We start from the raw sequence: 18,038 nt of genomic DNA on the forward strand, positions 1-18,038 counted from the left end.
CGAACACATGAAAACCAAAGCAGCCGTTGCATGGAAGGCGGGCCAGCCGCTGACGATCGAGGAAGTGGAGCTGGGCGGCCCGCGCGAGGGCGAGGTGCTGGTCGAGATCAAGGCCACCGGCATCTGCCACACCGATTACTACACGCTGTCGGGTGCCGACCCGGAAGGCATCTTCCCCGCCATCCTGGGTCATGAGGGCGCCGGCGTGGTGGTGGACGTGGGGCCGGGCGTGAAAAGCCTGCAGCGCGACGACCACGTGATCCCGCTCTACACGCCGGAATGCCGCCAGTGCAAATTCTGCCTGTCGCGCAAGACCAACCTGTGCCAGTCGATTCGCTCCACCCAGGGTCGCGGCCTGATGCCCGACGCCACCAGCCGCTTCTCCCTGGACGGCAAACCGATCTTCCACTACATGGGCACCTCCACCTTCTCCAACTACATCGTGGTGCCGGAGATCGCGCTGGCCAAGATCCGCTCCGACGCGCCGTTCGACAAGGTGTGCTACATCGGCTGCGGCGTGACCACCGGCGTGGGTGCCGTGCTGTTCACGGCCAAGGTGGAGGCGGGCGCCAACGTGGTGGTGTTCGGCCTGGGCGGCATCGGCCTGAACGTGATCCAGGCCGCGCGCATGGTGGGCGCGGACAAGATCATCGGGGTCGACATCAACCCGGCCCGCGAGGACATGGCGCGCAAATTCGGCATGACCCACTTCATCAACCCGTCCAAGGTGGAGAACGTGGTGGACGCCATCGTCCAGCTGACCGACGGCGGCGCCGACTACAGCTTCGAATGCATCGGCAACACCACCACCATGCGCCAGGCGCTGGAGTGCTGCCACAAGGGCTGGGGCCAGTCCATCATCATCGGCGTGGCGGCGGCCGGTCAGGAAATCGCCACCCGGCCATTCCAGTTGGTGACGGGCCGGGTGTGGAAAGGCTCCGCGTTCGGCGGCGCGCGCGGGCGCACCGACGTGCCCAAGATCGTCGACTGGTACATGGAAGGCAAGCTCAATATCGACGACCTGATCACGCACCGGCTGCCGCTGGAGCGCATCAACGAAGGCTTCGATTTGATGAAGTCGGGCGAATCGATCCGTTCCGTGGTGTTGTACTGACCCGGCGGGCCGGCCATCACAGTGCTGGACTGTATAAAACCCCAGCACTGGCGCGCCGGCCCGGTATAATCACGGGATGCAAAATCTCCTCCACAACCTCAATCCCGAACAACTGGCCGCCGTCACGCTGCCGCCCCAGAGCGCCCTGATCCTGGCCGGCGCCGGCTCCGGCAAGACGCGCGTGCTGACCACCCGCATCGCGTGGCTGATCCAGACCGGCCAGGTGTCGCCGGCCGGCATCCTGGCAGTGACCTTCACCAACAAGGCGGCCAAGGAAATGATGACGCGCTTGTCGGCCATGCTGCCGATCAATACGCGCGGCATGTGGATCGGGACTTTCCACGGCTTGTGCAACCGGCTGCTGCGCACCCACTATCGCGATGCCGCGCTGCCGCAGACGTTCCAGATCCTCGATTCGCAGGACCAGCTGTCCGTCATCAAGCGGCTGCTGAAGGCGAACAACGTGGATGACGAGAAGTTCCCGCCCAAGGAAGTGCAGTACTTCATCAACGGCGCCAAGGAGCAGGGCCTGCGCGCCAACAAGATCGACCCGTACGGTCCGGACGAGCGCAAGAAGGTCGAGCTGTACCAGCTGTACGACGACCAGTGCCAGCGCGAAGGCGTGGTCGATTTCGCCGAACTGCTGCTGCGCACCTACGAGCTGCTGAGCCGTAACCAGCCCTTGCGCGAGCATTACCAGCAGCGCTTCAAGCACATTCTGGTCGACGAGTTCCAGGACACGAACAACCTGCAGTACAACTGGCTCAAGCTGATGGCCGGCCATGGCAGCCAGGGCGGCGGCGCGCTGTTCGCCGTGGGCGACGACGACCAGAGCATCTACGCCTTCCGCGGCGCCAACGTGGGCAACATGAGCGCGTTCGAGCGCGAGTTCAAGGTGCAGAACCTGATCAAGTTGGAACAGAACTACCGCTCGCATGGCCACATCCTCGACGCGGCCAATATGCTGATCGCCAATAACAGCAAGCGCCTCGGCAAGAACCTGCGCACGGACGCCGGCCACGGCGAGCCGGTGCGCGTGTACGAAGCCAGCTCCGACCTGGCCGAAGCGCAGTGGATCATCGAGGAGTCGAAGAACCTGATCGCGGACGGCGTGTCGCGCAGCGAGATCGCCGTACTGTACCGCTCCAACGCGCAGTCGCGCGTGATTGAGCATGCGCTGTTCTCGGCCGGCATCCCCTACCACGTGTACGGCGGCCTGCGCTACTTCCAGCGCGCCGAGGTCAAGCACGCCATCGCCTACCTGCAGCTGATGGATAACCCGCACAATGACTCTGCCTTCCTGCGCGTGGTGAACTTCCCCACGCGCGGCATCGGCCTGCGCTCAATCGAGCAGTTGCAGGCGGCGGCCGAGCAGCATGGCATCTCGCTGTACGCGGCCGTGCCTTACGTGGCGGGCAAGGCCGGCACTTCGCTCGGCGGTTTCGTGCGCCTGATCGAAGGCGCCCGGTTCGAGACGCAGCAGATGGCGCTGCCGGAACTGGTGCGCGTGACGCTGGAGATGAGCGGTCTGCTGACCCATTACCAGACCGAGAAGGAAGGCGCCGACCGCATCGAGAACCTGGAGCAGATGGTGAGCGCGGCGACTCAGTTCGTGTCCGAGGAAGGCTACGGCCAGGGCGCGCCGGCCCACATGGGACCGAAGGCGCAGGCCCAGGCGGGCGACGCCATCGTCAACGCCGACGGCGTCGAGATCTACGATGCCGACGCGCCGCTGCCGACCGTGATGTCGCCACTGTCGGCCTTCCTGTCGCACGCCTCGCTGGAGGCCGGTGACAACCAGGCGCAGGCCGGCCAGGACGCGCTGCAGATGATGACGGTGCACTCGGCCAAGGGCCTGGAATTCGACAACGTGTTCATCACGGGCCTGGAGGAGGGCTTGTTCCCGCACGAGAGCAGTTCGCGCGAGGATGGCGGCATCGAGGAGGAGCGGCGGCTGATGTACGTGGCCATCACGCGCGCGCGCAAGCGGCTGTACATGAGCTTCGCGCAGACCCGCATGCTGCACGGCCAGACCCGCTACAACATGAAATCGCGCTTCTTCGACGAGCTGCCGGAAGAATCGCTCAAGTGGCTGTCGCCCAAGGTGCAATCGCACTGGTTCGCGTCCAACAACCGCAAGTCGGCGTGGGACGACGTGGTGCCGCTGGTGGGCTCGGACAACGCCATCGCCCAGAAGATCGCGCAGAAATCGGCCGGCGCCGGCTGGCGCATTGGCGAATCGGTCGCGCACGGCAAATTCGGCGAAGGCGTGATCGTCAACATTGAAGGCAGCGGCGGCAACGCGCGCGCCCAGATCAATTTCGGCAGCCACGGCATGAAGGTACTGGACCTGAGCGTGGCCAAGCTGGAGCGGTTGGGCCGCTGACAAAAAACCGGGGTCAGGTCATGCCATTACACAACATGCGATCACGCATGTTGTGTAATGGCATGACCTGACCCCGGTTTTTTATTCCTGCGGGGCCGGTTCCGGCGTGGTGGCCGGCAGGCCGAAGATCTGGCGGTAGCTGGCGTAGAACGAGCAGTGCAGCAGCACCGTCAGGATCACGGACAGCGGCAGCAGCACCAGCAGCGCCGCCTGGCTGCGGCCCATCAGCATGATCACCACTTCGCTCACCGTGGCGGTGATGGCGAACCAGCCCAGCGCGAACACGATGAAGGCCTTGAGCGCGCGCAGCACGGCGAAGAAGCTGAAGAAGATGGCTTTGCCGAGTGCCATTTTCTGCCAGTAGATCAGCGGCGCGGCGAAGCAGAACGCCATCGCAGCCGGGATGTAGACGGCGCACGCGAGCAGCATGGCGCCACCGAGGTTGGCTTCCTTCAGTTGCTGGGCCGTGTCGGCATTGGCTTCGATTTGTCCCGTGATCAGCTGGAACAGCACGCCGCCGTCGGCCAGCGCCGAGGCGCCCAGGGCCAGCGCGGCCGCGCACAAATACAGCACGCCCAATTTCAGCAGCGTGCCCACGGCGGGCTTGTGAAAGCCCGTCAGCAGCCGGGCCGGCACGATGCGCTTGCCCTGCTCGATGTCGAGGCAGGCTTGCATGAAGGCGACCGAGAATACGGGCACCAGGATCACGGGCATGAATTGTCCCAGCAGCGGCACCACGCTGGCCAGCAGCGAGATGAACATGGAGCCCAGCAGCAGCGTCGAGAGCGCGGCCGGCTGTCGGCGGAACAGGGCCAGTCCCTGTTTCACCCACAGCCAGCCGGTACTTGCGGGCAGTTTGTTCATCAGTACAGGCCCGGCGCCGGTGTGGCGATGCGTTCGCGCAGGATGCGCTCGAAGTGCGTGGGGTCGTGCGGGGTCAGCATTTCCGCTTCGCGCGGCTGGTAGAAGTCATACAGGCGCGACAGCCAGAAGCGCAGCGCGGCGGCGCGCAGCATCGGCTGCCAGGCTTCCTGCTCGGCCGCCGTGAACGGGCGCACGGCGTGGTAGGCGTCCAGCATAGCGCGCACGCGGGGCGTATCCAGCACCCCCGTGTCCAGGTTGATGCACCAGTCGTTGACGGTGACGGCCACGTCGAACAGCCAGGTGTCGCAGCCGGCGAAATAGAAGTCGAAGAAGCCGGTCAGGCGCTCGCCGTCGAACATCACGTTGTTGCGGAACAGGTCGGCGTGCACCGGGCCTTGCTGCAGCTGGCGGTAGGTTTCGCAGCCGGCGAACGCTTGCTGGAAGTGCATCTCGGCGCGCAGCAGGTGGGCGCTTTCATCGGACAGATAGGGCAGCACTTGCGGCGTGGTCTCGTTCCACCATGCCAGGCCGCGCAGGTTCGGTTGCTGCAGCGGGTAATCCTGTCCGGCCAGGTGCATGCGCGCCAGCATGGCGCCCACGGCCGCGCAGTGCACGGGCTGCGGGTCCATCTGCGAGCGGCCTTCGAGCTTGCTGACGATGGCGGCCGGCTTGCCGTGCAGGGACGCCAGCAGTTCACCGGTGTTGGTGGCCACGGGCGCGGGCACCAGCACGCCGCGCGCGGCCAGGTGGTCCATCAGCCGCAGGTAGAACGGCAACTGCTCGAACGACAGGTTCTCGAAGATGGTAAGCACGTATTCGCCGCGCTCGGTGGTCAGGAAGAAATTGCTGTTCTCAATGCCGGAGGCGATGCCTTTGATGGTCAGTGCCTTGCCGAGGGGGAATTGCTGGATCCACTGGCCGATATCGTCCAGCGTGACCGGGGTAAAAACTGCCATGAGTGTCAGGGGTGAGGTTCGGTGGGCGCGCCCCGTGTGGGACGGGACGCGGCGGATAAACCGGCCTTATTGCTTGGCCGGTGGCGGTGGTGGCGGCACGCTGGTGTCGGCCGCTTCTTCCTCCGGGGTCTTCTTCTTTTTCTTGCCGATGTCGAATTCCATCACGGTCCAGTTGGGGCCGCGGTTGGCGCTGCCCATGGCGTCGCCCGGCAGCGCGCTGCCGACCGGGATGTTGGGCTTGACCGTGTAGGTGCTCTTGCCGCTCTTGACCTTGGCTTCGGTCACGCGGCCGCCTTCGCGCTTCTCGGTGATTTTTTTCTCAGCGGCTGCCGGCTTGGCGTTGACCGTGATCGGGTCGTCCGCCACTTCCTCGAGTTTTTCGAGCTTGGGCGGGGTGCTGGCAGCGGGCGTCTGGGCACTGGCCACGCCCACCTGCGCGCACAGCGCCAGGAGGAGGACTTGCCAGAGAGTGGAGGTGCGCATCATGGTGGGTTCGCCTGTGAAAACGGGATGAAGTCAGTGTCAGAACCCATTGTAACAAACAGACACGCTTCGCTGTTTCTAAAGCGTCATTTCCGGGCGCGATAGCGGCACGCGGCTGTTGTTTCATTGTCTTTCTGCAAATAATGCAATGACGGCGATGGGGCCCGTAAAGTCTGCGATAATGGTTGTTTCGCCCACGCGCGCGTCCCCCATTTTTTCCCGGCATTATGCATAAAACCCTGCTGTTAGTTGACGGTTCCAGTTACCTTTACCGCGCCTTCCACGCGCTCCCCGATTTGCGCAGCCCGGACGGCCACCCGACCGGCGCCATGCACGGCATGGTCAACATGCTGCGCCGCCTGCGGGCCGACTATCCGGCCGCCTACATCGCCTGCGTGTTCGACGCCAAGGGCAAGACCTTCCGCGACGAGATGTACCCCGAATACAAGGCCACGCGCGCCTCGATGCCCGACGACCTGCGGTTGCAGATCGAACCGATCCATGAAGCCGTCAAGGCCATGGGCTGGCCCATCCTGATGGTGGAAGGCGTCGAGGCCGACGACGTAATCGGCACGCTGGCCGTGCAGGCGGCCCAGGCCGGGATGGATGTGGTGGTGTCGACCGGCGACAAGGACCTGGCCCAGCTGGTCAACGAGCGCGTCACGCTGATCAACACCATGAGCAACGAGAAGCTGGACCAGGCCGGCGTGCTGGCCAAGTTCGGCGTGCCGCCCAACCGCATCATCGATTACCTGACCCTGATCGGCGACACGGTCGACAACGTGCCCGGCGTGCACAAGTGCGGCCCCAAGACGGCCCTCAAATGGCTGACCCAGTACGACAGCCTTGATGGCGTGATGGCCAACGCGGCCAGCGTGGGCGGCGCCGTGGGCGAGAATCTGCGCAAGGCGCTGGAGTGGCTGCCGCGCGGGCGCCAGTTGATCACCGTGAAGACCGATTGCGACCTGTCCGGCCACATGAGCACCATCACAGAATCGCTGGCGGCGCGGCCCGAGGACGTGGAATCGCTGCTGGCCTTCTTCACCAAATACGGCTTCAAGACCTTGCAGCGCGAATTGAGCGCGGCCAGCGGCAAGGCCGCGCCGGCCGCCGCCGCGGTTGCTGTTGCTGGCGGTGGCGCCGCCGTGGTGGTGGCCGGTGGCGTCACCGAGGACCTGTTTGCGGAAGCGCCCGCCGAGCTGCGCTACGACACCGTGCTGACGGACGCCCAGCTCGACCACTGGCTGGCCGTGATCGACGCGGCCGCCCTCACGGCCGTGGACACGGAAACCACGTCGCTGGAGCCGATGACGGCCCAGCTGGTCGGCATTTCCCTGTCCGTGGAGCCGGGCGTGGCCTGCTACATCCCCGTCGCCCACGCCTATGCCGGCGTGCCGGAGCAGCTGTCGCGCGAGCACGTGCTGGCGCGCCTGAAGCCCTGGCTGGAAGACGAGAACAAGGCCAAGGTGGGCCAGAACCTCAAGTACGACAGCCACATCTTCGCCAACCATGGCGTGCAGTTGCGCGGCATCGTGCACGACACGCTGCTCGAATCGTATGTGTTCGAGTCGCACCGTCCGCACGACATGGACAGCCTGGCGCTGCGCCACCTGAACGTGACCACGATTCCCTTCGTCGACGTGTGCGGCAAGGGCGCCAGCCAGATCACGTTCGACCAGGTGGAGCTGGGCCGCGCCACGGCCTACGCCGCCGAGGATGCCGACATCACGCTGCGCCTGCACCAGCACATGATCGCCAAGGTGGAAGGCGACGAAAAGCTGAACCACATCTACCGCGCCATCGAATTGCCGACGGCCGTGGTGCTGCAGAAGATCGAGCGCAATGGCGTGATGATCGATGCCGGCCTGCTGGCCACCCAGTCGGCTGAACTGGGCGCGCGCGTGGCGGAACTGGAGCAGAAGGCGCACGAACTGGCCGAGCAGCCGTTCAACCTCGGTTCGCCCAAGCAGATCGGCGAGATCTTCTTCGAGAAGCTCAAGCTGCCGGTGGTGAAGAAGACCCCGAGCGGCGCGCCGTCCACCGACGAGGAAGTGCTGCAAAAGCTGGCCGAGGATTATCCGCTGCCGAAAGTGCTGCTGGAGTACCGCAGCCTGTCCAAGCTCAAGTCCACCTACACGGACAAGCTGCCCAAGATGATCAACCCGCGCACGGGCCGGGTGCACACCAACTACGCGCAGGCCGTGGCCGTGACGGGCCGGCTGGCGTCCAACGATCCCAACCTGCAGAACATCCCGATCCGCACCAAGGAAGGCCGCCGCATCCGCGAAGCGTTCGTGGCGCCGGCCGGCAGCCATATCGTGTCGGCCGACTATTCGCAGATCGAGTTGCGCATCATGGCTCACATCTCGGGCGACGAGAATATGCTGCGCGCCTTCGCCGACGGGGTGGACATCCACCGCGCCACGGCCGGCGAAATCTTCGGCGTGCCGGCCGACGAGGTGTCGAGCGAACAGCGGCGCTACGCCAAGGTGATCAACTTCGGCCTGATCTACGGCATGAGCGCGTTCGGGCTGGCGTCCAACCTGGGCATCGAGCGCGGCGCGGCGCAAAGCTATATCGACCGCTATTTCGCCCGCTTCGCCGGCGTCAAGCAGTACATGGAAGACACGCGCGCGCAGGCCAAGGCGCGCGGCTACGTGGAGACGGTGTTCGGCCGCCGCCTGTGGCTGCCCGAGATCAATTCGCCCAACGGCCCGCGCCGCCAGGGCGCGGAACGGGCGGCCATCAACGCACCCATGCAGGGCACGGCGGCCGATCTGATCAAGCTGGCCATGATTGCCGTGCAGGGCTGGCTGGAGCGCGACGGCCTGCAAACGAAGATGATCATGCAGGTGCACGATGAACTGGTGCTGGAAGTGCCGGAGGCGGAACTTTCCCTGGTGCGCGAGCAGTTGCCGCGCCTGATGGCCGGCGTGGCCGAGCTGAAGGTGCCGCTGACGGCCGAAGTGGGCGTGGGCAGGAATTGGGACGAGGCGCACTGAGACGCGCCCGCCCGGTAACGGTGTTTGGAAAGGCGGGCCCTCACAAGGGGCCCGGTTGGAGACGTTAAACTATAAGAGGAGACACATGAAAGATCTGGTACAAGATGCTGCAAGTCTGCTGTCGAAAACGTCGTTGTCGGGCGGTGTGGACCGTCGCGATTTTCTGAAGGTGGCGCTGGGCACGGGCTTCGCCGTGGCCGCGCTGCCGGTGGTGGCGCAAAACGTCATCAAGACCGATACCGTGGGCCTGACGGCCGGCACGCTGCACCTGAACGTGAACGGGCAGACCGTGCCCGTCTACCGCGCCCAGCCCGAAGGCAAGACCAACCTGCCCGTGATCGTGGTCGTGTCCGAGATCTTCGGCGTGCACGAGCACATCGCGGACGTGGCGCGCCGCTTCGCCAAACTTGGCTATCTGGCGCTGGCGCCGGAGCTGTTCGTGCGCCAGGGCGACCCCAGCAAGGCGGCCAGCATCGCCGACCTGCAGCGCGACATCATCGCCAAGACGCCGGACGCCCAGGTGATGGGCGATATCGACGCCACGTTCGCGTGGGCCAAGGCCAACGGCGGCAATCCGGACAAGATGGGCATCACGGGCTTTTGCTGGGGCGGCCGCATCGCGTGGATGTACGCGGCCCACAACCCGCAACTGAAGGCGGCCGTGGCCTGGTATGGCCGCCTGGTGGGCGAGGCCAACGCCATGACGCCGACTTATCCTATCGACATCGCGCCGCAACTGAAGGTGCCGGTGCTGGGCCTGTACGGCTTGAAGGACCCGGGCATCAGCCAGGATTCCATCGCCCGCATGAAAGAAGCGCTGAACCGGGCTGGCAACAAGTCGCAGTTCGTCGTGTACCCGAATTCGGGTCACGCCTTCCATGCCGACTACCGCCCCAGCTACGTGGAAGCGGACGCCAAGGACGCGTTTGCGCGCGCCATCGCCTGGTTCCGTGAGCATGGCGTGATGTAAGCGATGGGCGTCCGATGAGCCTCATCTGGCGCCGATTGGGCAAATAAGCGGGCCGGGCGGTAAAATACCGTCCGGCCCGCGCCGCTTGCAGCCCTGCCGCCGCGCCTGGCCCCTGCCATAAGAGGTTCAAAATCGACTCGACACTCATTTCCATCCTGCTGGCCACCACCGTGGCCGGCGTCGTCAGCATCACGGCCGCCGCCATCTTCTCGTTCGCGCTGCTGTCCAAGGTGGTCGAGCGCATGGTCAGCCTGTCGGTCGGCATCATGTTGTCCACCTCCCTGCTGCACGCGCTGCCCGAAGCGTTCGAATCGCAGGCCGACGCGCGCAGCCTGTTCGCCACCTTGCTGGGCGGGCTGCTGGCCTTCTTCATGCTGGAAAAGCTGGCCATCCTGCGCCACTCGCACCACCACGAGGGCGACGGCCACCACCACCACCATGGCCACGACAAGCGCGAGGCGGGCAAGGCGGGCTGGATGATCCTGGTGGGCGACGGCATGCACAACTTCACGGACGGCATCCTGATCGCGGCCGCCTTCCTGGCCAATCCCGAGCTGGGACTGGTGACGGGCCTGGCCATCATCGCGCACGAGATCCCGCAGGAGATCGGCGACTTCATCGTGCTGCTCAACGCCGGCTTCACGCGCACGCGCGCCTACGTCTACAACCTGCTGTGCAGCCTGATGGCGATCGCCGGCGGGGTGCTCGGCTACTACATGCTGGACCGCGCCAGCGGCATGATTCCGTATGTGCTGGTGTTCGCTTCGTCCGGTTTCATCTACATCGCCGTGAGCGACCTGATGCCGCAAATGCAGCGTCGCGCCACGCTGCGCGAGACGGTGCCGCAAGTGATCCTGATCGCCGTCGGCGTGGCGATCGTGCTGTTCCTCACGCGCGGGCACTGACGGCCGGCTTGGTCGGCGTGGTGTGCTTTGCTGAGATTATCTTAAGCTTCGCCCGTGGCCACCGGCCGTGCCGGGTCGGCGCACCATTCGCTCCACGAACCCGGGTACAGGGCCGCGCCGCTCAGGCCAGCCACTTCCAGGGCCAGCAGGTTGTGGCAGGCCGTCACGCCCGAGCCGCACTGCATGACAACATCCGATACCGTGTCGAACAGCGGGCCGAACTCCTTGGTGAGCTGGGTGGGGTGCTTGAAGCGCCCGTCGCTGAGCAGGTTGTCCTTGAAGAAGCGGTTGCGGGCGCCGGGGATGTGGCCGCCCACCGGGTCCACCACTTCGTTTTCGCCGCGGAAGCGGTCCGGCGCGCGCGCGTCGATCACCTTGAGGGCGCCGTCGGCCAGGTTGGCCACCAGTTCGCCCGCCGTCACGGTGCGGGTCAGCGAGGGCTTTTCCATGATGTTGCCACGGGGGCGCGTGGCCACCGGCGTCACCAGCGGCAAGCCCTGGGCCTGCCATGCGGCCAGGCCGCCGTCGAGGACGGCCACGGCCGGGTGGCCGACCCAGCGCAGCATCCACCACAGGCGCGCCGCGTACATGCCGCCGTGCGCGTCGTACGCCACCACCTGCGACTGGTCGTTCACGCCCCACTGGCGCAGTTTTTCGATCAGGGCCGCGCGGTCGGGCAGGGGATGGCGGCCGTGGAATTTGCCGTCCGGGCCCACCTTGGGGCCGGCCAGGTCGTCCTCCATGCTGGCGAACTGCGCGTTCTGGATATGGCCGGCCGCAAAGGCTACGCGGCCCGCTTCCAGGTCGATCAAATCGTGGCGGCAGTCGATCACGATCCAGTCGGGATCGGTCAGGTGCCCGGCCAGGGTGGCCGCGTCTATCAACGTCGTGTGCATGGCTGCTCCTTAAACTTCGCTTGCGATCGGATCGGTGTTGGCGATGGCCTTACCGCGTTCGGTACTGCGGGTATTGTAAAACGTTGCGGCGCTGCCCGACGCGAGGATCACGGCGATGCCGGCCCAGCTGTGCCAGCCGAAGCGGTCGTCGAACACCAGCACACCCCACACGCTGGAGAACACGATGCCCGTGTACTGCAGGTTGGCCACCACCAGCGTGCTGCCAAGCCGGTAGGCGCGCGTCATGGCCATCTGGGCACTGGTGGCGCACACGCCCACGCCCAGCAGCAACAAGGCGCCGTGCACGGTGTTGATGGGATGCCAGCCGGACTGGCCAGCGGAGCCTGAGAGCATGGTGCCGGCCGCGCCGGCCACCAGGTTCATGACGGAGAAATAGAACACCACCCGGTACTCGGGTTCGCCGGCCAGGCCCAGCTTGCGCACCTGCATGTAGGCCATGGCCGACAGGCCACTGGAGCCCAGCGCCACCAGCGCCGGTCCTAGCTGGTTGGCATGGAAGGCTGGCTGCAGCAGCAGGGTGACACCGACAAAGCTCATGCCGACGGCCGCGAGCAGCGGCCACGCCACACGGTGTTTTGCGTGCCACCAGCCGGCGGCGAACAGGAACACGGCGATCCAGATCGGCGCCATGTAATTGAGGGTCATGGCCGTGGCCAGCGGCAGGCGGGCGATGGTCCAGAACCACAGCCACAGCGACAGCACGCCCACCACGCCGCGCCACAGGTGGGCGCCGGGCATGGTGGTGCGCAGGTCGCCGCGCTGCATGCGGATCATGCAGTACAGCGTGGTGACGCCCACCACGCCCCGGTAGAACACGATTTCCGAGGTGCCGAACTGGTCGGAGGCCAGCTTCACGCACATCCCCATGGCGGCGAACATAAAACTGGCAAACAACATCCACAGCGACTGCATCGACTTCCCGGTTCCGCCGCCTATGCGGCCTTAATGGTTACAGCGTGATCTTGCCGCGATACCACTCATGGAAGTGCTGCATGCCGTCTTCCATTGGTGACTGGTAGGGGCCGGCGTCCGTCGTGCCGCGCTCCATCAGGGCCTTGCGGCCGGCGTCCATGCGCAGCGCGATCTCGTCATCCTCGACCACGGTTTCCATGTAGGCGGCCCGTTCGGCCTCGATGAACTCGCGCTCGAACAGCACGATCTCCTCGGGGTAGTAGAACTCCACCACGTTCTTGGTGCGCTGCGGGCCTTCCGGCCACAGGGTCGAGACGATCAGCACGTGCGGATACCATTCGACCATGATGTTGGGGTACAGCGTGAGCCAGATGGCGCCATACGGCGGCGCTTCCCCGCCACGGAACTTGAGCACCTGCTCCTGCCAGCGCTTGTAGACGTCGGAGCCAGCCTTGGTCAGGCCGCGGTTTACGCCCACCGTCTGCACGCTGTAGTCGCGGCCGAATTCCCAGCGCAGGTCGTCGCAGCGCACGAAGCTGCCCAGGCCCGGGTGGAACGGCTCGACGTGGTAATCCTCCAGGTAGACTTCGATGAAGGTCTTCCAGTTGTAATTGCAGGTCTGGACTTCCACGTGGTCGAACATATAGCCCGAGAAGTCGAGGTCCTTGGTCACCGACAGCGCCTTGAGCTGCTCCATGACGTTGTAGCCGTTCTGCTCGAACAGCAGGCCGTTCCAGTTTTGCAGCTGGGTCTTGGGCAGGTTCAGGCAGGGCGTGGTCTCGAAGTGGGGCGCGCCGATCAGCTCGCCCTTGAGATCGTAGGTCCAGCGGTGCAGCGGGCAGACAATGTTGTCCGCATTGCCACGGCCGTTGAACATCAGCGCCTGGCGGTGGCGGCAGACGTTGGACACCAGTTCCACGCCGCTGGCGTTGCGCACCAGCATGCGCCCTTCGTTTTCGGAAACGAGGGTCGCGAAATCGCCGGCGTTCGGCACCATCAGCTCGTGGCCCACGTAGCGCGGCCCCGTCTGGAATAATTGTTGTATTTCGCGCTGCAACAGCGCGTCGTCAAAATAGACGTTAACCGGAAGTTGCGCTTCAGTCGGCGCGAGCTTGGCGTGGCTACCCAGATCGGACATCCAAACCCCCCTTAATATGTGCTTCAAACCAAAGAGAGACAGAATCCGTAAAGACCTGAATTCAAGTTGTTGAAAATGGTATTTCGGACAGAACCGGCGATTATACCGCGTTTCCACCCCCTTTGCGCCCGGAACTGCCGCCAACTGGGGTGCGCTTGATCCGGCAACGCAGTCCGCCGGAGGATTGCGATAAAATCCAGATTTCCCGGTCGATGTCCGTGCTGGCGCCCCGTGGTGGGCCAGACTGTGCGCCTATTATGTTCGACCGGATAAGTTGGTTTGTTCTAAAATAACGGGCTACACTGCGCCCGCAGCGCTGCTTTTTGCACAACTCAGGCGCGTTTTGCCTGTAAAGATCCGAATTCTATGTCTAAGAAATCTAGCGCGGACGCCGCGCAAACGGCCGCGCCGCCCGCTACCTTCGAGGAAGCGATGGCTGAACTGGCCCAACTGGTGGCCCAAATGGAGGCCGGCCAGCTGCCGCTGGAAGCGTCGGTGGCGGCCTACCAGCGCGGTTCGGAGCTGGTGAAATACTGCGCCCAGCAGCTCGACAAGGTGGAATCCCAGGTCAAGGTGCTGGAAGGGGACATGCTCAAGCCGTTCGCCGATAACCAGGAGGAACTGGCATGACGCCCGCGTTCGACGATTGGATGAAAACCGTGCAGGCCGCCTCCGAGCGCGACCTGGCCGCCTACCTGCCGGGCCCCGATGTGGTGCCCACCAAGCTGCACCAGGCGATGCGCTACGCGTTGCTGGGCGGCGGCAAGCGCGTGCGCCCGCTGCTGGTGTACGCGGCCGGGGCCCTGTTCGGCGCCGACGAGGCGCTGCTGAGCCGCGCGGCGGCGGCCGTGGAAATGATCCACGCCTATTCGCTCGTGCATGACGACATGCCGTGCATGGACGACGACGAACTGCGCCGCGGCAAACCGACTGTGCACGTGGCCTACGACGAAGCGACGGCGCTGCTGGTCGGCGACGCGCTGCAATCGCAGGCCTTCCTGGTGCTGTCGGAAGCGGCGCCGTGCGAGCGCCTGGTGCCCATGCTGCGGCTGCTGGCGCACGCCTCCGGCTCGGCTGGCATGTGCGGCGGCCAGGCCATCGACCTTGACAGCGTGGGCCTGAGCCTGACGCTGGAACAGCTGGAGCAGATGCACCAGCTGAAAACGGGCGCGCTGCTGCGCGCCTCCGTCGTGCTGGGCGCGCTGGCCGGCAAGACGCTGGACGCGGCCGAGACGGCGGCCCTGAACACCTACGCGCGCGCCATCGGCCTGGCATTCCAGGTGGTGGACGACGTGCTCGACGCGACGGCCGATTCGGCCACGCTGGGCAAGACGGCCGGCAAGGACGCGGCCGACAACAAGCCGACCTATGTCTCCATCCTCGGCCTGGAACCGTCGCGCGCGCTGGCCCAACAATTGCGGCTCGACGCGCACGCAGCGCTCGCGCCGTTCGGTGACAAAGCGCTGCGCTTACGCGAACTCGCGGACCTGATCGTGCAGCGGAAGGCATAAGAAAATGAACTTGCTCGAAACCATAGATTCCCCGGCCGATGTGCGCAAGCTGGCGCGCCATCAGCTCACGCCGCTGGCCCATGAACTGCGCCACTACCTGCTCGATTCCGTCTCCAAGACGGGCGGCCACCTGTCGTCCAACCTGGGCACGGTGGAACTGACGGTGGCGCTGCACTACGTGTTCAACACGCCGCACGACCGCATCGTGTGGGACGTGGGCCACCAGACCTACTCGCACAAGATCCTGACGGGCCGGCGCGACCGCATGCACACGCTGCGCCAGCTGGACGGCATCTCCGGCTTCCCCAAGCGCGACGAGAGCGAATACGACACCTTCGGCACGGCCCACTCGTCGACCTCGATCTCGGCCGCGCTGGGCATGGCGCAGGCGGCCAAGATCAAGGGTGAGCAGCGCCACGCCATCGCCGTCATCGGCGACGGCTCCATGACGGCCGGCATGGCCTTCGAAGCGCTCAACAACGCCGGCGTGCAGGAAGACCTGAACCTGCTGGTGATCCTGAACGACAACGACATGTCGATCTCGCCGCCGGTGGGCGCGCTGAACCGCTACCTGGCGCGCCTGATGTCGGGCCAGTTCTACGCGGCCGCCAAGAACGTGGGCAAATCCGTGCTGCCGGCCCCCGTGCTGGAGCTGGCCAAGCGGCTCGAAGAACACGCCAAGGGCATGGTGGTGCCGGCCACCATGTTCGAGGAATTCGGCTTCAACTACATCGGCCCCATTGACGGCCACGACCTCGAATCGCTGATCCCCACGCTGCAGAACATCAAGCACCTCAAGGGTCCGCAGTTCCTGCACGTGGTGACCAAGAAGGGCCAGGGCTACAAGCTGGCCGAGGCCGAACCGATCCTGTACCACGGCACCGGCAAGTTCAATCCGGCAGAAGGCATCAAGCCGTCCACGGCGCCGGGCAAGATCACCTACACCGAAGTATTCGGCAACTGGCTGTGCGACATGGCCGCCGCCGACAAACGCCTGGTCGGCATCACGCCCGCCATGCGTGAAGGCTCGGGCATGGTGCGCTTCGAGCAGCAGTTCCCGGACCGCTATTTCGACGTCGGCATCGCCGAGCAGCACTCCGTCACTTTCGGCGCCGGCCTGGCATGCGAAGGATTGAAGCCCGTGGTGGCGATCTACTCCACCTTCCTGCAACGCGCCTACGACCAGTTGATCCACGACGTGGCGCTGCAGAACCTGGACGTGACGTTCGCGCTGGACCGCGCCGGCCTGGTGGGCGCGGACGGCGCCACCCACGCCGGCAACTACGACCTGGCTTACCTGCGCTGCATCCCCAACATGGTCGTCATGGCCGCGTCGGACGAGAATGAATGCCGCCAGATGCTCACCACCGGCTACCAGTACAACGGCCCGGCCGCGATCCGCTATCCGCGCGGCGCCGGCATCGGCGCGGCGATCGACCCGGCGCTGACGACCATTGAAATCGGCAAGGGCGAGATCAAGCGCCAGGGCCAGAAGATTGCCATCCTGGCGTTCGGCTCCATGGTGGCGCCATCCGTCAAGGCGGCCGCCTCGCTGGACGCCACAGTGGCCAACATGCGCTTCGTCAAACCGCTGGACGAGGAGCTGGTCAAGCAACTGGCCGCCGATCACGACTACCTGGTGACGGTGGAAGAGGGGTGCATCATGGGTGGCGCGGGCGCCGCCGTGGCGGAGGCGCTGGCCGCCGCCGGCATCGTCAAGCCGCTGCTGATGCTGGGCCTGCCCGACAAGTTCATCGACCACGGCGACCCGGCCAAGCTGCTGGCCAGCGTGGGGTTGGACGCGGATGGCATCGCCGCCTCGATCCGCCAGCGTTTCGGTGCCGACGTGCCGCGACTGGTGGTCAACAACGGCTGATCGTTTCGCTGCCCGCCGCAGCGAGCGCACTTCTAAGCTAACGCAAAAAACCGGGGTCAGGTCATGCCGTCACGCAAAATGCGTGACGGCATGACCTGACCCCGGTTTTCTTCTGGTGCTTGCGTCGAGTTCACCTCGGGCCTATATTGGTATAAATCGTTTTGCGCAACTGGCTCGCGGGGAGGACGGCATGCACCGGATTTCCGTTTGGACGGCGGTTCTGTGGCTGTGCTGCGGCACGGCACGGGGCCAGGTGCCGGAATCGGGGCGCTGGCAGGAATTGCGCTTTTCCGCCGATGCGGTCGACAGCCAGGTCGAGGACCGCTATATCGAGCGCGTAGTGGAGCTGGCCGCCGACCGCAAGCTCGATGACGATCCCGCGCTGCTGGCCCGCCTGCGTTCCGTCAGCGCCGGGCTGATACGGGCCGCCATCGCCCTCAAGCCCGATGCGGCCCAATGGCAGTGGGAACTGCATACCACCAGCGATCCCGAAGTCGACGCCGTCTGCATGGCGGGCGGGAAAATCCTGGTCGGCAGCGCCTTTGTGCGCCAGCTGGCGCTGGACGATGGCGAGCTGGCCACGCTGCTGGCCCACGAGGTGGCCCACGCCGTGGCCGAACATGTGCGCGAGACCTTGTCCGAGGCGTTCCTGCTGGTGCGCCGGCCGCCGTTGCCGCTCGATGTGCTCATGGAGCGGCTCGACAGCGACCTGTCGCTGCAAATCCGCCTGTCTGATTTGTCGTCCATGCAGGAGAGCGAGGCCGACCAGTTGGGCATGGTGCTGGCCTACCGGGCCGGCTGGCCGCCGGCGGCCATGGTGCGTTTTTACGTCAAGCTGGCGACCCAGGAGCCGGCTGCGCTGATCGCCGACCATCCGGCCGCCGCTTCGCGCCTCAGCATGGCCAGGGGCATGGCCCTGCTGCTGGGCGCCGACGCGCCGCTGGCCGTGTCGCCGTGATCCGCGCGCGCTGAACGCGCTGCCGTGATCCACGCGCTGACCGCAC

15 protein-coding genes are annotated in these 18,038 nt (G+C 65.5%); 9 read left to right on the forward strand and 6 right to left on the reverse strand.

The features are described 5' to 3' along the window. Window positions 1-7: 7 nt before the first annotated feature. Both H3H37_RS04350 and H3H37_RS04355 read left to right on the forward strand, forming a co-directional pair. Window positions 8-1,114, forward strand: coding sequence for an S-(hydroxymethyl)glutathione dehydrogenase/class III alcohol dehydrogenase (locus tag H3H37_RS04350; protein WP_182160423.1), 1,107 nt, complete (start codon window positions 8-10; stop codon window positions 1,112-1,114). A gap of 76 nt (window positions 1,115-1,190) precedes the next feature. Then, the gene (locus H3H37_RS04355) at window positions 1,191-3,500 is read left to right on the forward strand and encodes a UvrD-helicase domain-containing protein (protein ID WP_182160424.1); all 2,310 of its coding nucleotides are present in this window, start codon (window positions 1,191-1,193) and stop codon (window positions 3,498-3,500) included. A gap of 81 nt (window positions 3,501-3,581) precedes the next feature. Here H3H37_RS04355 and H3H37_RS04360 read toward each other — a convergent pair whose 3' ends face one another. From H3H37_RS04360 to H3H37_RS04370, 3 genes are all read right to left on the reverse strand, one after another. Then, window positions 3,582-4,364, reverse strand: coding sequence for a BPSS1780 family membrane protein (locus H3H37_RS04360; protein WP_182160425.1), 783 nt, complete (start codon window positions 4,362-4,364; stop codon window positions 3,582-3,584). Continuing rightward, on the reverse strand, window positions 4,364-5,320 hold the full coding sequence (locus H3H37_RS04365) for a homoserine kinase (RefSeq protein WP_182160426.1): 957 nt from the start codon (window positions 5,318-5,320) through the stop codon (window positions 4,364-4,366). Before H3H37_RS04365 ends, H3H37_RS04360 begins: the two co-directional genes overlap by 1 nt. A gap of 66 nt (window positions 5,321-5,386) precedes the next feature. Further along, window positions 5,387-5,806 (reverse strand): hypothetical protein, encoded by a 420-nt coding sequence (locus tag H3H37_RS04370; RefSeq protein ID WP_182160427.1) that lies wholly within the window; start codon window positions 5,804-5,806, stop codon window positions 5,387-5,389. A gap of 224 nt (window positions 5,807-6,030) precedes the next feature. Between H3H37_RS04370 and polA the strand changes: the two genes are divergently transcribed. The 3 genes from polA to H3H37_RS04385 all read left to right on the forward strand — a co-directional run bounded on the left by polA (window position 6,031) and on the right by H3H37_RS04385 (window position 10,680). Continuing rightward, window positions 6,031-8,805, forward strand: coding sequence for a DNA polymerase I (polA, locus tag H3H37_RS04375; RefSeq protein ID WP_182160428.1), 2,775 nt, complete (start codon window positions 6,031-6,033; stop codon window positions 8,803-8,805). A gap of 85 nt (window positions 8,806-8,890) precedes the next feature. Continuing rightward, window positions 8,891-9,775 carry a dienelactone hydrolase family protein gene (locus H3H37_RS04380; protein ID WP_182160429.1) on the forward strand — a complete coding sequence of 295 codons (885 nt, stop codon included), beginning with the start codon at window positions 8,891-8,893 and terminating at the stop codon, window positions 9,773-9,775. Between the two features lie 155 nt (window positions 9,776-9,930). Continuing rightward, window positions 9,931-10,680 (forward strand): ZIP family metal transporter, encoded by a 750-nt coding sequence (locus tag H3H37_RS04385; protein ID WP_182160671.1) that lies wholly within the window; start codon window positions 9,931-9,933, stop codon window positions 10,678-10,680. A 41-nt stretch (window positions 10,681-10,721) separates the two neighbouring features. Here H3H37_RS04385 and H3H37_RS04390 read toward each other — a convergent pair whose 3' ends face one another. Genes H3H37_RS04390 through H3H37_RS04400 form a run of 3 tightly spaced genes read right to left on the reverse strand, consistent with a single transcriptional unit; the run spans window position 10,722 to window position 13,647 of the window. Next, complete coding sequence (locus H3H37_RS04390; protein ID WP_182160430.1) at window positions 10,722-11,576, reverse strand: sulfurtransferase; 855 nt, start codon at window positions 11,574-11,576, stop codon at window positions 10,722-10,724. Between the two features lie 9 nt (window positions 11,577-11,585). Further along, window positions 11,586-12,509: a DMT family transporter gene (locus H3H37_RS04395; protein ID WP_182160431.1), complete on the reverse strand. Its 924-nt coding sequence runs from the start codon at window positions 12,507-12,509 to the stop codon at window positions 11,586-11,588. Between the two features lie 37 nt (window positions 12,510-12,546). Further along, window positions 12,547-13,647, reverse strand: a complete 1,101-nt coding sequence (locus tag H3H37_RS04400) for an aromatic ring-hydroxylating oxygenase subunit alpha (RefSeq protein ID WP_182160432.1) — start codon at window positions 13,645-13,647, stop codon at window positions 12,547-12,549. A gap of 366 nt (window positions 13,648-14,013) precedes the next feature. Between H3H37_RS04400 and H3H37_RS04405 the strand changes: the two genes are divergently transcribed. The 4 genes from H3H37_RS04405 (at window position 14,014) to H3H37_RS04420 (ending at window position 17,992) form a co-directional block, all read left to right on the forward strand. Next, a complete protein-coding gene (locus tag H3H37_RS04405; RefSeq protein WP_182160433.1) occupies window positions 14,014-14,277 on the forward strand; it encodes an exodeoxyribonuclease VII small subunit in 264 nt (87 codons plus the stop codon). Further along, entirely contained in the window at window positions 14,274-15,158 is an 885-nt protein-coding gene (locus H3H37_RS04410; protein ID WP_182160434.1) for a polyprenyl synthetase family protein, read from the forward strand. Before H3H37_RS04405 ends, H3H37_RS04410 begins: the two co-directional genes overlap by 4 nt. Window positions 15,159-15,162: 4 nt before the next feature. Continuing rightward, the gene (dxs, locus tag H3H37_RS04415) at window positions 15,163-17,034 is read left to right on the forward strand and encodes a 1-deoxy-D-xylulose-5-phosphate synthase (RefSeq protein ID WP_182160435.1); all 1,872 of its coding nucleotides are present in this window, start codon (window positions 15,163-15,165) and stop codon (window positions 17,032-17,034) included. A gap of 190 nt (window positions 17,035-17,224) precedes the next feature. Next, window positions 17,225-17,992 carry a M48 family metalloprotease gene (locus tag H3H37_RS04420; protein WP_182160436.1) on the forward strand — a complete coding sequence of 256 codons (768 nt, stop codon included), beginning with the start codon at window positions 17,225-17,227 and terminating at the stop codon, window positions 17,990-17,992. The last annotated feature ends 46 nt before the right edge of the window (window positions 17,993-18,038 follow it).

The organism is Rugamonas brunnea (assembly GCF_014042345.1).
In the GTDB taxonomy this organism is placed as follows: domain Bacteria; phylum Pseudomonadota; class Gammaproteobacteria; order Burkholderiales; family Burkholderiaceae_D; genus Rugamonas; species Rugamonas brunnea.

Bases quoted from the DNA above. Each gene is read 5' to 3' on its own strand.
- H3H37_RS04410 (WP_182160434.1), top strand. From the start codon at position 14,274: ATGACGCCCGCGTTCGACGATTGGATGAAAACCGTGCAGGCCGCCTCC.
- H3H37_RS04405 (WP_182160433.1), top strand. From the start codon at position 14,014: ATGTCTAAGAAATCTAGCGCGGACGCCGCGCAAACGGCCGCGCCGCCC.
- polA (WP_182160428.1), top strand. From the start codon at position 6,031: ATGCATAAAACCCTGCTGTTAGTTGACGGTTCCAGTTACCTTTACCGC.
- H3H37_RS04420 (WP_182160436.1), top strand. From the start codon at position 17,225: ATGCACCGGATTTCCGTTTGGACGGCGGTTCTGTGGCTGTGCTGCGGC.
- H3H37_RS04380 (WP_182160429.1), top strand. From the start codon at position 8,891: ATGAAAGATCTGGTACAAGATGCTGCAAGTCTGCTGTCGAAAACGTCG.
- H3H37_RS04370 (WP_182160427.1), bottom strand. From the start codon at position 5,806: ATGATGCGCACCTCCACTCTCTGGCAAGTCCTCCTCCTGGCGCTGTGC.
- H3H37_RS04400 (WP_182160432.1), bottom strand. From the start codon at position 13,647: ATGTCCGATCTGGGTAGCCACGCCAAGCTCGCGCCGACTGAAGCGCAA.
- H3H37_RS04350 (WP_182160423.1), top strand. From the start codon at position 8: ATGAAAACCAAAGCAGCCGTTGCATGGAAGGCGGGCCAGCCGCTGACG.
- H3H37_RS04395 (WP_182160431.1), bottom strand. From the start codon at position 12,509: ATGCAGTCGCTGTGGATGTTGTTTGCCAGTTTTATGTTCGCCGCCATG.
- H3H37_RS04355 (WP_182160424.1), top strand. From the start codon at position 1,191: ATGCAAAATCTCCTCCACAACCTCAATCCCGAACAACTGGCCGCCGTC.
- H3H37_RS04365 (WP_182160426.1), bottom strand. From the start codon at position 5,320: ATGGCAGTTTTTACCCCGGTCACGCTGGACGATATCGGCCAGTGGATC.
- H3H37_RS04390 (WP_182160430.1), bottom strand. From the start codon at position 11,576: ATGCACACGACGTTGATAGACGCGGCCACCCTGGCCGGGCACCTGACC.
- H3H37_RS04360 (WP_182160425.1), bottom strand. From the start codon at position 4,364: ATGAACAAACTGCCCGCAAGTACCGGCTGGCTGTGGGTGAAACAGGGA.
- dxs (WP_182160435.1), top strand. From the start codon at position 15,163: ATGAACTTGCTCGAAACCATAGATTCCCCGGCCGATGTGCGCAAGCTG.